Source organism: Alteromonas sp. KUL106 (assembly GCF_009811415.1).
Classification (GTDB): Bacteria; Pseudomonadota; Gammaproteobacteria; order Enterobacterales; family Alteromonadaceae; genus Alteromonas.
In genome coordinates, this window is sequence record NZ_BLIG01000001.1 from 349,427 (window position 1) to 363,052 (window position 13,626).

The following is a 13,626-nucleotide window of genomic DNA, read 5'->3' on the forward strand; positions in this document are numbered from 1 at the left end:
CAGCCTAACTTTACGTTTTGTCAAAACGAATACCGTACGTATATAGGAGATAAGAGCGAATGGGCCCAAGGAGATGTAGCACTTTACTTGTGCTGGGGTGTGCCCTCCTCATTATCGTGCAGCTTTTACCTATCAAACCGGCAATTGCCGGTAGCATTGTGGGCAACGACTTTGCAACGATTGAAAGGCTTTTAAGCGTCAAACAATATGCAGATGCCGATAGCAAAGCACTGCTTTTAGTAGAACAAGCCTATCAACAAAACCACGTGCCAGCGGATGAATTTCTGAGCCTTGGTAGGGTTTTCCAAAGTGCGTCTCGCTTTGAAACGTCGAAGGTGATATTCAGTGCCGCTTTAGAGCGCTACACGACGGAAGGTGAACTTGGCAACATGGCTGAGGCCTTGCTTCACCTTGCTTCATCAGAGAGACACCTTTCCAACTACACCACCGCCCTTACCTATGTGCATCGCGCTATGTCAATTGCACAAATAGAACGAAACGAACTTTTAAAAGCTAAATTAAACTTAGAACTCGGCACTATCAAGCAACAACAAGGCGAAATTGAAATCGCACTTGAACCCTTGAAGCAAGCGTTAGATTTCTTTCGAGAAAACAATATGCCAAGTGAGATGAGCCTCTCCTTGCTGCATATTGGCGATCTATACAGCTTGCTCAATCAGACTTCACTTGCACATACCTATTATCGTGACGCGTTAGAAAGTGTAGAGGCGTCTAATGACGGGCGTCTACTTGGCATCATTAAAACCCGATTGGGTGCACTGCTGCTTAAAACAAGTACACCAACACAGGCTATCAATAGCATTGAAAGTGGGCTTAAACATTTAGAAACCACTAAAGACGTGGGCGCAATTGCCGAAGCGAAAATGTTATTGGGAAGAGCATTTGTAGAAGATGGTGATACAAAAAATGGGCGGGAGTTGCTGCAAGAAGCCATGGCGTTTGCTCAATCAACCGGACAATTAAAATTGATGCAAGATGGACGACTTGCTCTCGCTCGTGCCTACATGAAAGAGCAGAGTTTTGAGCTTGCGTTGTCAGAGGCGCGAGCCGGAACGATTGAGGCGAGAAAAAACCGCGATTTGCGTGGCCAGATAAGTTTCTTATCTATACAACTTAACGCCTTCGTATCCTTAGGTGAGTTTAAAAAAGCCTTAGACATTCAATCAGTGATCCAACAGTTGCGCGAAGTGTTACTGGACTCAGAAAACAAGTCTGCTATCGAGGGGCTTCAAGCTGAAATTGAAGTCATTCGACAGTCTCACACGTTAGAAAAACTAGAGGAATCAAAGCAGCTCGCCCTTGCTCAGGCAGAGCAGGAAAAGCTGCAAACAACGTTGGTTTGGAGCATCTCTTTGGCGGTATTGCTGTTTACCTTTTTAATATGGAGTAGATATAAACAGCGCCAACAAACCATAATATTACGTCGCGAAGTTCGTCAGCAGACATTGACGCTTCAAGAAAAGAATGAAGAATTACGGACCGCCTATAAGACGCTTGAAGAAGTAAGCTTAAGAGACCCATTAACCGGTTTGTACAACAGGCACTATCTAGAGTCACAGCTTCCCGGAGAAATAAGGCGAAGCCAATTTTCCGCAAACCAAAGCACAGACCCGGCTAACACAAAACAAGATTTACTGTGCTTGCTGATTGATATCGATCACTTTAAACGCATCAACGACGATTACGGTCATATCGCAGGCGATAAAGTGTTGTCATCGTTTGCGCAAGTTCTTAAGCATGTTTTTAGACTTACGGATTTAATTATCCGATGGGGCGGTGAAGAATTTTTAGTGGTTTGTCGTCAATCTAATCGAGAGGAACTGCCAGAATTGGCTGAACGATGTCGTGAGATGGTCGCAAGCACGCCCTTTGATATTGGCACAGACAGTCCGATAAATATTACCTGTAGTATCGGTTTCTCGTTACTTCCGCCAGACCGAAAAGATAACTTCGAGTTGGCATGGGAGCGCACGTTTGCAGTCATCGATTACGCACTCTACGCGACCAAGTTATCCGGAAGAAACGGATGGGTAGGTGTTGTTGAAACCCTCGACACAAAGACTCACAGTCAAACGCCAATTGATAAAAAATTCAATTTTGCTGGCTCTAGAATTGCAACTTCATTTAACAATGTTGCAAGTATTCGATGGCCAGACACCCTCGATCACAAGCAGTAGAGGAGAGCAGTATGTTTAGAGGAAGTTGTAGTTGCCAGTCTATTCAGTACGAAGTTGACCACATTAGTGAGCTCGAAGCGGATAGTGAAACGTTGTCACAGGCTGATGCAAGCGCTTTTCGTGTAAGGATCTCCAAGAAGGCGCTAGTGATTGATTGCGCCCCCTCCACCTTGGCCGCGCTGCATGAGGCAAATGGGGAAACACACCATGTATGTAACCTGTGTGGCAGCATTGTATACATTGAGGATACATCAAGAAATGTGGTGGTAGAGGTTAATTACAGTGGCCATGATGTACTTGCTGAGACACACGGCCAGTTTATACTTTAGGAATTAGCTTTCTTGCTCGACAACGCGCGGCGCATCCGCTTGTAGCGTGGTAAGTTAAAGCACTTACCACTGCCTAATCGCTGCTTTTTATATCTTCCATGTGATACTTATCAATAAGCGAGTAAAGTGTTGGTCTAGTAACGCCAAGAAGTTCAGCGGTTCTCGACATGTTTTTTTCAGCTTTCTGATACGCTCTGCGGATCGCACGACTTTCTGCAATTTCTCGCACCTCACGCAAATTGAGGGTTTCGGGCTCATCTTGCGCATCAGTGGGCATTAGCCCTAGGTCGTCGGGCTGAATAACGGTACCTTCAGCCATAATTACCGCAGACTTTAATTTGTTCTGCATTTCGCGAATATTGCCAGGCCATTTATGGGCAAGCATGGCATTAACCGCTGACTCCGAGAAGCTTTTGGCCTTAGCTTTAAACTCTTCTCGATAAATATTCAGGAAAGTGCGGGCTAACAAAATAATATCTTGATCCCGGTCTCGCAGCGGCGGGATCATAATTGGCATTTCACCCACTCGGTAATATAAATCTTCTCTAAAGGTTTCTTGCGCGACCATACTTTGCAAGTCTCTGTGAGTCGCGCAAATTACTCGAATATCTACAGGGATTTCGTTCCGGCCGCCTACCCGCTCAATCACGCGCTCTTGCAAAAAGCGAAGCATTTTGGCCTGAAGCCCGATTGGCATATCCCCAATTTCATCTAAAAATAAGGTGCCTCCCTGCGCGGTTTCTATTTTACCCACGGTCGTTTTATTCGCGCCGGTGAACGCTCCTTTTTCGTACCCGAATAACTCGCTCTCTAGCAAGTTTTCTGGAATAGAGGCGCAGTTGATCGCTACAAACGGTTTATCTCTTCTCGGGCTGTGCTCATGAATGCTGCGCGCAAACACTTCCTTACCTGTACCACTCTCACCCAAAAGCAATGTGCTAATGTCGGTGTTAGCGATTTTTTCTGCGCGACGTACCACTTTCTGGATAGCTTCACTGTTCCCCACAATACGCGACATACCAGAGCGAGAGCGGGCTAATATACTGTTTTCATGCTCAAGCTTTGACAGATTAAGGGCGCGATGGACCAGTAGCTTGATAGTGTCAGAATCAATTGGCTTTTGATAGAAGTCGTAGGCACCGAAATCTATCGCTTTCAGCGCATTTTGCTTATCGTTATTACCCGTAACGACAATGACTTTAGTTCGCGGTGCAAGAGAGATGATATCGTGAAGAATACGCAGGCCTTCTGACGCGTTCGCGGGGTCAGGAGGCAACCCTAAATCAAGCGTAACAACCTTGGGTTCGAACCTGCGCAACTGGGCTATGGCTGAAGTATGATCGTCAGCAAAAACAACATTGTAATCCGTAAGACTCCATTTAAGCTGCTTTTGAATACCTAAATCATCGTCTACTACCAAAATGGTATCTGTCATCTTATCATCCTATTGTTATACTTCATCCATTGAGGGCGCTTAGGTTTTTGCGGATGTTTATCACTTTTTCAGTTAAGTGATATGCCCTATCCTATCGGAAAATACAGTGTAAAACAGCTTCCCCGACCAGGCTCACTTTGAACAGTGAGTTTTCCGCCGATGGATTCTATATACGTTTTTGCATCATAGGCACCAATGCCCATACCCGCGTTGCCTTTCGTTGTATCAAAGGGCTTAAATAGGCGTTCATCAATAAACGCCTTGTCCATTCCTGTCCCAGTATCCTCTATCATAACAAGTTGTGTATTATTGTCTGAATTACTTGTTATAACCACATCAACTTCACCATCATCTGCCGTTGCTTGCTGTGCGTTACTGATAAGGTGATAAAGTACATTAGCCACTTTTTCTCTATCCACTATCACTGGCGTTTCTCGCACAAGATGAACAGAAGGCAGAGGGCTTAGTGCTGAACAGCGTTTTTCAACCACATCTTTAGCAATGTCTGAGAGAAGAAACTCAGAATTCACACCCTCTTCAACCGCTTTTTTGTCAGTAAGCTGTTTGAGCATTTTTTCCATTCGGGCTTTAGTATGCTCTAAGGTCTCGAAGGTGTCATCGATGAATTCTGGATTATGCTTATGCTGCTGAGCATTGGCTAGAATAAGATCAACTTGAGCCAGAACATTTTTTAAATCATGTAATACAAATGCTGACATGCGGTTAAACGCAGCGAACTGGGCATTTTCGGCAACAACTTGGGCAGCTTCATGATGCTGCATGTATGTACCTACTTGCTCGGATACGGCGGTCAGATAGTCTTTTACTTCCCAATTAAGGCTTACCTTTTCTTTATCACCCGGTGCAAGTACCGCAAAGCCCCATAGACCGTCATCTTTTAAAAAAGGCACGAAAAGTTGATAACCCCACTGCTTTAAAGCTTCGCGATCTAGCTTCAACCCTTCGTAATCAAAAGGCTTAACTAAATAAGCATCAGTATCGATAATCCAACCATTTTTGTCACTATAGCGCACGAGCGAATCAAGGGTTGTACACCTGTGCGATTTATCGTTTGAAATAGGAGACGCTTCGGCAATACATTCATATCCGCTAGGCGTTACTTTAAATAGCAAACCAGATTCGTATTGGATGGCGTTAAGCATGCCGGTTAAACCAGCATAGTAAACATCTGAACTTGAATCGCCTGTCTTCGTCAGCCATTTGGTCAACTTTACCCACTCAACACGATAGTCAAACTGGTTGGCAAAAAAGTGCTTCGTTATAAATACTTTTATCTTTGTTCGAAAAGCGTTAGATAAAAACACCGTTGCCAGTAAGGCAAAAGACATGACAACCAAAATGATTTGAACGGTAGCGCCCCAGCTTCCCCCCATATAATTTATTGCATAACCCACGACTGCCATGACAAAGAGGTAACCTCCCGCTACCAGCAGCAGTGAACTATGCAAAACTACATCACGGGAAATAAATATATCGATACCCCAATGATGGATTCGCCGGATGGAAATAACGAGCAGAGGCATTAACAAAAAGTAAATGAACCCGCGCGCAGCGATGTATCCAATCTCTACCTGATTAACCATTGTCGCATTCGCATAGGTGACAAATTCAAACAGGTTTGTGGCGCCTAGGTAAATAATTAGAGGCTTGAAGGCCCATTGCTCAGCACCTGCTTGTCGATAGACTACCTCGAGCAGTACAAGCACTTCCAAAGACAACACAATAAGAACAAGGAAGCTCCATGCTGGATTGACTGCCAACAAATAGGGCGCTAGCAATGCTATAAGCGCAGGAGCAAGGATGATAAGGGTGACGGGCCGTTTAATAACATCAACAATATTATTAAAACTTGTTTGCAAGCAACCAGCCAGAAACAATAGCCACGCGAGCTGTTTAAGGACGTCTGAGGTGATTAACCAGCTAAGTGAAATAGGGCCAAAAAGCGAGGTAATCAAACTTGTTGACCACAAAAATGTAGCAGCCGTAGCTAAGACCAACAGATTTTTAGCCACACCTGGTTTGCGTACTGTCAACAACAATAACAAAAGGGCTAAATGGGCCAGACTATTTAACACATAGCCTACATCTGAAATCATCCTTTTCTCTCACCCTTTTTGTTGTTTCTTAGAAATATACAATGCAGGGACGCGTGTAAGTACGACATCCCTATCCTAAAGACACGATTCTTATGTTAAACAGTGCCTTGATACTTAGTATCGCACTACCTTTTACGGATAACGAGTGAGCCAATAGAGTAACCTGCGCCAAACGAGCAGAGCACACCTACGTCTCCCGCAACAAGGTCTTCATGGTTTAGGCCAAAGGCAATCACCGAGCCCGCTGAGGCGGTATTAGCAAATTCATCCAGCACGATAGGCGCTTCGATACGGTCCGCATCACGCCCGAGTAATTTCTTACAAATTAGCGTGTTCATATTGATATTTGCCTGGTGCAGCCACCAGCGTTTAACACTTTCAGGTTTAATATCGTGACTTGCTAGATGCGCTTCAATGTGGGCTGCCGCCAGCGGGCACACTTCTTTAAACACTTTGCGGCCAGCTTGGTGGAACAATTTATCAGGGCCATATGGGTCGACATCTTCCGCACGGGTCATATAACCGAAGTTTGAGCGGATGTTATTCGAATACTTAGTCAACGCCTTAGTGCTCAGCACGTCATAGACATGTTTGCCCTTGGCTGTTTCAGCTAACTCTAGTACCGTCGCGGTTGCCACATCACCAAAAATAAAATGGCTATCGCGATCGGCGTAGTTGATTTGTGGAGAAACCAACTCAGGGTTAATGACCAACACTCGCGTTGCATTTTTTGCGCACAACATTTCATAGGCGCGATGCATACCAAACGTGGCCGCCGAACACGCCACCAACATATCAAACCCGAAGCCTTCAATACCAAGGGCTTCTTGTACTTCAATGGCTATTGCCGGATAGGCACGCTGCGTGTAGGCACATGAAACAATCACAGCATCAATATCTTTTCCATCAAGATTTGCTGATGCCAACGCGAGCTTTGCAGCTTCAACGGCTATCTCCGCTTGATGGGAAAGCTCGTCATCACTGCGAGGCTCAATTTTCGGTTTCATCCGAGTAATATCAAGCGCACCTTCTTTTTGATAGATGTAACGACTTTTAATTCCTGACGCTTTTTCGATAAAGTCAGCGCTTGAATAAGGCATGGCGTTAACATCACCGGCCTCTATCTGCGTTTTGTTCTCTTCATTGAAAGCATCACAATAGGCATTGTAACTGCTAACCAGTTCTTCATTTGTAATACTGTCTTTAGGGTGCCATACACCTACACCACTAATCACGACTTGCTGAGACATAAGCATTCTCTATTAGTAATTAACACCACATACGTACTATGCACTGCGCTACCGTGTCCTGAACGCAATAATACGCGTGTATTTTAGCTTCATCGACATCCTACTTTTGATGGCGACGCCGTTTTATGTTGTATAGCTTACCTCAATCCTCTTTCGGTGTAACTATAGGGAGTGCAACCAATGTTCTCTGCGCAATCAAATCTTATATGAGACAAAATCCCCCTGATTTCATTATTCATATCTCTTACATGCTAGGGGCTGTTGACCTTTGCTATATGTTTTTGCAGCGCATTGTGCGTCATTTAGGCAAGGCAGAGTTCATGTAAAATAGTTGCTCTACATAAATGGGCGATAACTCAGCATAAATGACGCACAAACGCTGCTCTTCGGGTTCGTCATAGAACAAAAATGATAAGTTCAAAGAACTGAGGACGGTGCGGCTTGAGTCGAGATCTGTCTGATTGGTACTTCGTTTAGCCGTTCTGACAACTGATTTAATACCAATAAAAAACCCGCTTAGTGAAGCGGGTTTTCTTTTTCTATTTGAACAATGAGTTATAGCTGGTTAATTTGCCATACCGTGACTGTACCGCTCACTTCGTTACCGACAACAAGTAAAGGCACGCCGCTTGGACTGTCTTCAGCGCTTACGAACACCAAGCTTTCTGGCGCAAGGTCACCAATAACATTATCGCTTGTTAACCCTTCGGTAAGGTCGCGGTTAATGACGTATTCGGCAAACTTAACATCGTATGGGTTCGTTACATCATAGACAAAAATGCCGCCCATGCGCTCAGTGCCGATAAATGCATAAGTGCGATCGCCAACTTGACCCACTGTTAACGCCTCTGGCTCTGGACCTTTATTTTCAGAACGAGAGTCTCCCGCATTTTCGTCATCACCATTATTAAATTGCGCACCGTGAACTGAAGCAGTAATTCGCTCGAAGTCGTCACCCGAGTCATATACCACTAGACCATTTTGGTCCCAAATGGTGAAAGAACGTGCTCCGTAAGCGTAGGCAGCATCGTACTCGCCGTTGCCATCAGCATCGCCCATCGCTGAAGTCACGCGTAAATCGTCCGCTTCACCGGTGGCCTGTAGCATTGCTAATTCAGAGTTTGTAGCAGCAGTCAGGTCTGCGACTTTTACTTCATCGGTATACGCCAAACAGCCATCGTCAGCATCAAATGAAAGACCGCCAGCAGCAGTACATGCAGCCTCATCAGCCGCTTCAAAGAAGTATTCACGAGCATCACCTTCATTCGCTGTAACAATGAACGTTGCATCTTTCCACGTGAAATTAGCGATTGTGTCTGGCTGATAAACACCATATAAACCCGTGTACTGACCAAAGCTTACCGAGCCATCTTCTTGTACGTCGATATTAAGGCCAGCCCAAGATTTAGTTCCCAACCCGACTACATCAATGGTTAGTTCTTCTAAATCTAAAATTGCCAAGCCATTGTTTTCCTGAAGACTCACATACGCGACATCGTTCGTGGCAGTGATATATTCTGGTTCAAGGTCTTTGGCTACAGATGAAGTGATCGCAGTACCATTAATAGTGCGCCCTGCTGGGTTAGGGAACATCATACCCTGCGCCATTAATTCGGCTTCGGTACCATTGAACGCTGTAAAACCTACAGTCGTCCCTGTTTCTTCAGGCTCACCGCTTGCTAGAATATTAATAACGGTAATGGAACCTTCAGGGTCGATGGTGTAATCATTAGAAGGTTCGCCTTCATTTGCGACCAACACTTTGCCACCATCAGGCGTGAAAGTAACCATATCAGGCAGTGCACCTACCTCTACAGAATCCAAGAAAGCTGGCGAAGCGCTGTTGAGGCCGTTATAGAATAACACATAGCCATTGTCTGTTTTTACATCGGCAGGAACCGCAACGGCCATCAGGTCGCCTCTTACGGCAATACTGGTTAGGCTACCAAGTGCTACGCCATTGATATCGGCGGGCAAAGCAATCGTAGTTGGCGTAAGCGTAGTAGTATTGATAGGATCTGCCATTGTGGCGGTATTTACGGCAGAGGCATTAATAACTGCTATAGTGTTCGTTTCGCCGTTAGTCGCATATATCGTACTGGTCTCAGCGTGAAATTGAACAATTTCAGCGGCTGTCTGATTACCTAAGAAGGCACGACCAACAATATCCATAGCAATACCGATAGAGGCATCGGCACCATCGCTTCCGTCCGCACCAGACTCGCCTTGTTCACCCTGAGGGCCTTGCGCGCCGGTTTCACCCTGTGCGCCGTCATCACCATCAAGGCCGCATCCTGAAAGTGCAGCTGATACTAAAAATGCGAGTAATCCATATTTAAACTTGTTACGCACTGCCATTTTATTTCCTTTTTATTTGTATTTTTGTCGTACGTTATGAGGTCCTAGAAATCTCAGACCTTCCACTTTCGCCCATGAGGGTTGAAGGAAAACGGGGACTTCTTGCCTTAGTACACCAGAAAATTTATTCAACTTCTATGTATAAATTAAAATCAGTTTATGACACAAATATTAATTAGGCAAAGGTAAGTCACTTTTCCATAACAAAGACGCATTTTGCGCGATTTAGGGCCCTGCACAGATAAACGCTTTGTCACATTGCCTTTGACATTGCATTGCTATTTAACACGCATGGATAGGCTCAGCGTTTCAGTAAAAATTCAGATTATCCCTCCCCATGCACATCGAAAATTTGTATATACAGCAAAGGTGTAGTTTTAATTACACGCGCTATCTGATAGTAATACCCAACATGATGTATAGTATTCCCAACATGATGTATAAACTGAATGATATTGGATTACCTTATTGCAAAGATGGGTTTTACCGAAGCATTTAGGTTTTTTTTAAAAGGATTAGCCATGAAATTGAAATTCACAGCTTCAGCAATGATTGCTGCTGCGCTCACGCTTACTGCTTGTGCAACCTCACCAACGGGCAGAAATCAAGTACTACTTTTTTCAGAAAGCCAGTTGGCTCAAATGGGTGACCAAGCCTTTACCGGAATGAAAGAAGAACTAAAAATTTCGAACAAGTCTGTACAAAATTCTTACGTCGAATGTGTCGCAAACGCCATTACCGCACAAGTGCCCGCGAGCGTCTTTAACGGTCAGTGGGAAGTCGTTGTGTTTGACGATGAACAAGTGAATGCTTTCGCTCTGCCAGGTGGAAAAATTGGTGTATACACTGGACTGTTAAACGTGGCAGAGAACCAGCATCAACTCGCCGCTGTAATTGGTCACGAAGTAGGCCATGTTATCGCAGAACACGGAAACGAACGCATGTCTCAGTCAACATTGATAAACATGGGCAGTCAAGCGGTCGGTCAAGTCTTAGCAGCGAATGAAGTGCCTCAATCGGGGCCTATAATGGCAGCCATTGGTTTAGGTGTTCAGGTAGGAGTACAGCTACCGTTTAGCAGAACACACGAATCTGAAGCCGATGTTATCGGTCTTCAGCTTATGGCCAAATCGGGCTTTGACCCAAGACAGTCAGTTAACTTATGGCAAAACATGGATGCTGCGAGTAATGGCAACCGCCCCATGGAGTTACTGTCTACCCACCCTGCTCCGCAAACACGAATTGATAACTTACAGGCAAACATGCCAAAGGCCTATGCTGACTATCAAGCGGCTGCATATCGACCCAACTGCCGTTAACGCTTTACATCAAAGCGATATTGATTCATCGCGTCCCTTTTTAAAAGCAAAAAAAAACGCTGCAAATACGCAGCGTTTTTTTATGCAATACCAACGAATTTATTCGCTGTCTGCTTTGTGAAGGTGAACATCCATTTGTGGGAACGGAATTGAGATACCTTCTTCGTCAAAACGTAATTTAACGTTTTCTGTAAAGTCGAATTTAACACCCCAGAAATCGGCAGAGTTTACCCATGGGCGAACCACGAAGTTTACGCTACTGTCAGCCAATTCAGACACCGCAATCTTCGGCGCAGGTTCTGCAAGAATTCGATCGTCTGCTGCAACCATTTCTTCAAGAATTCTCTTCGCTTTCAGAAGGTCCGCGTCATAACCAATGCCCACAACCATGTCTACACGACGTGTATCCCTTGCTGAGTAGTTAGTAATGTTGCCGCCATAAATGTTGCCGTTTGGAACGATAATTTCTTTGTTATCTGGCGTGTTCATTGTAGTGGTGAAAATACCAATTTTAACAATAGAACCCGCTGTGCCCGCAGCTTCGACAAAATCGCCCGCTTTAAATGGCTTAAATACCAATAGCATAACGCCGGCTGCAAAGTTTTTCAGTGAATCTTGAAGTGATAGGCCGATCGCTAAACCAGCGGCACCTAAAATAGCGACAAGAGACGTTGTGTCCACACCTAACTGATCAAGTGACGCGACAATGACGAACAGCATTAAAATGGCGCTTAATATCGCCTCTAAAAAGTCTACAAGCATCGCGTCATATTTAGATTTAGCCATTAGGCGTCTAAATACAGACAAGATGAATCCAACTACGATCCTACCGATTACATAAATCGCAATTGCCATCGCGATATTAATACCCCATGGGATGGCATAATCATTTATATAACGTTCAACATCACTTGCAGAGAAAAGCGTTAACTTGTCTTCCATAATATATTCCTTGTGGTGGTTTATTGTTTACCCTCATTACGGTATCAGCTATTTATATTTATACCAATACAGTAAGGGGGGTTGTGATGAAAATTCGTTCTAAAGTCTACGTAGATTATGCTCACCGCCTTAAAAAATTACACCAAATACTGATGTAGCCTATCCCGAGGTGCTAGGACACTCTTCCACGTATCTTGTCATCAACTTGTCACCCAAATGTCGTAACTTACATCACAACGTATTTTCTAGCATACGTTAAAACAAATAAAACGCTGTATATTTAACCTGCAAGATGAAAGAGAAATGCGATTTTCTCAAAAATCGAAATCTCGCCGCTTTTTCGGAAGTAGCGGAGATCTAAAAGTATTTTTTTGATGATTTTTTAGCCGTAAAGATTTAGACTAAAGTCTCATGAGCGTTGTACGCGTCGCACCTCGTTTCGGGTGCTCGGGCAAGGCTACATGTAGGAGCTTTAGCACACTATGTCACTTAAAGGATTAACGCATGTTGCTTCTCATAACCCTATTTTCAGTTGTATTGTGTTTATTTCTGTACTCACTTCGCACTGATAAAGGAAAACATACTAAATACGCGAGAGCGGAACACCGCTCAGCACCTCAATCGCAGTCTTCTTCCACTGTGCTGAAGTCAACGCCAAACAACTCTTCGCCCACAGCGGCGTAGGGAAAATACGAGTCAGGTGATTTCTGAAATAGGCCGCATGCTGTCGTTTATGTAAATTTTTTCGATTATTTACATGAAGCTGTCGTCAGCATTGCAACCTGTATGCACACCCACGTATTATACGCGGTAAAACCACATACCTGATTTACTATGCGTATACCAAGAGTCTATTACCCCAACCCCATTCCGCTAGAGCAAGAGTTCGAGTTAACCGAAGACGCAGGGCATCACATTGCCACTGTACTGCGCATTAAACCCAATCGCCCGCTGGTGCTTTTTAACGGCGACGGTAATGAATACAGCGCGCAAATCATCAGTGTCCAAAGGAAAAAAGTCATTGTAGAAGCCGATGCTTGTCTCTCTCTGGCAAAAGAGTCGTCTCTTCACTTGCATTTAGGTCAAGGCGTGTCTAAAGGCGATAGAATGGACATCGTTTTGCAAAAAGGTGTAGAGCTTGGTGTGTCGGAAATCACACCTATCATCACAGAGCGCTGCGCAGTGAAGCTTGATGAGTCGCGCTGGGAAAAGAAAATTCAACAGTGGCAAAAGGTAATTATCGGCGCATGTGAACAAAGCGGCCGCAATGTTCTTCCTACACTTAACGCTCCGGTAAGCCTAAATCAGTGGTTGTCATCATCGACAAGCACAACACGGCTAGTGCTTGCACCAGGCGCCCAACAGAGTTTGGCAAGACAACCCTACAACAGCAACGGGTTTCGTTTATTAATTGGTCCTGAAGGCGGACTATCTGAAACCGAAGTTCACCAAGCGAATGAAAATGGCTATCAATCAGTTAGTTTAGGCCCACGCATTTTACGCACTGAAACGGCGGCAATCACAAGTTTAAGTATTCTCCAAGCACAGCATGGCGATTTTTAGTCTGATAAACACAGCGTCAAAACCCAGGCTGGCGTGACAAAGTATCTTGAAGAACTTACCTCCGCCCCAATAATAGAAGAAACAGCGAGCCAAGCCCAGCGCGCGGGCTCTCCAC

Annotated in this window: 9 protein-coding genes; 4 read left to right on the forward strand and 5 right to left on the reverse strand. The window is 44.6% G+C overall.

The genetic code is table 11. The features are described from left to right. Positions 1-59: 59 nt before the first annotated feature. Positions 60-2,198, forward strand: a complete 2,139-nt coding sequence (locus GVO63_RS01415) for a diguanylate cyclase (protein ID WP_159577835.1) — start codon at positions 60-62, stop codon at positions 2,196-2,198. Positions 2,199-2,209: 11 nt separating this feature from the next. Next, positions 2,210-2,527, forward strand: coding sequence for an ADP-ribosylglycohydrolase (locus tag GVO63_RS01420; protein ID WP_159577836.1), 318 nt, complete (start codon positions 2,210-2,212; stop codon positions 2,525-2,527). Between the two features lie 73 nt (positions 2,528-2,600). Here the strand turns inward: GVO63_RS01420 and prsR are convergent, their stop codons facing one another. The 4 genes from prsR to GVO63_RS01440 all read right to left on the reverse strand — a co-directional run bounded on the left by prsR (position 2,601) and on the right by GVO63_RS01440 (position 9,687). Continuing rightward, on the reverse strand, positions 2,601-3,962 hold the full coding sequence (gene prsR, locus GVO63_RS01425; RefSeq protein ID WP_159493635.1) for a PEP-CTERM-box response regulator transcription factor: 1,362 nt from the start codon (positions 3,960-3,962) through the stop codon (positions 2,601-2,603). An 86-nt stretch (positions 3,963-4,048) separates the two neighbouring features. Further along, positions 4,049-6,079, reverse strand: a complete 2,031-nt coding sequence (gene prsK, locus GVO63_RS01430) for an XrtA/PEP-CTERM system histidine kinase PrsK (RefSeq protein WP_159577837.1) — start codon at positions 6,077-6,079, stop codon at positions 4,049-4,051. A 125-nt stretch (positions 6,080-6,204) separates the two neighbouring features. Then, positions 6,205-7,329, reverse strand: a complete 1,125-nt coding sequence (locus GVO63_RS01435; protein WP_159577838.1) for a beta-ketoacyl-ACP synthase III — start codon at positions 7,327-7,329, stop codon at positions 6,205-6,207. Between the two features lie 555 nt (positions 7,330-7,884). Continuing rightward, positions 7,885-9,687 (reverse strand): choice-of-anchor I family protein, encoded by a 1,803-nt coding sequence (locus GVO63_RS01440; RefSeq protein ID WP_159577839.1) that lies wholly within the window; start codon positions 9,685-9,687, stop codon positions 7,885-7,887. Between the two features lie 521 nt (positions 9,688-10,208). Here GVO63_RS01440 and GVO63_RS01445 point away from each other — a divergent pair. Continuing rightward, entirely contained in the window at positions 10,209-11,006 is a 798-nt protein-coding gene (locus tag GVO63_RS01445; protein WP_159493631.1) for a M48 family metallopeptidase, read from the forward strand. Between the two features lie 99 nt (positions 11,007-11,105). Here the strand turns inward: GVO63_RS01445 and GVO63_RS01450 are convergent, their stop codons facing one another. Further along, positions 11,106-11,948, reverse strand: a complete 843-nt coding sequence (locus GVO63_RS01450) for a mechanosensitive ion channel family protein (protein WP_159493630.1) — start codon at positions 11,946-11,948, stop codon at positions 11,106-11,108. An 834-nt stretch (positions 11,949-12,782) separates the two neighbouring features. Here GVO63_RS01450 and GVO63_RS01455 point away from each other — a divergent pair. Then, on the forward strand, positions 12,783-13,511 hold the full coding sequence (locus GVO63_RS01455; RefSeq protein WP_159493629.1) for a 16S rRNA (uracil(1498)-N(3))-methyltransferase: 729 nt from the start codon (positions 12,783-12,785) through the stop codon (positions 13,509-13,511). The last annotated feature ends 115 nt before the right edge of the window (positions 13,512-13,626 follow it).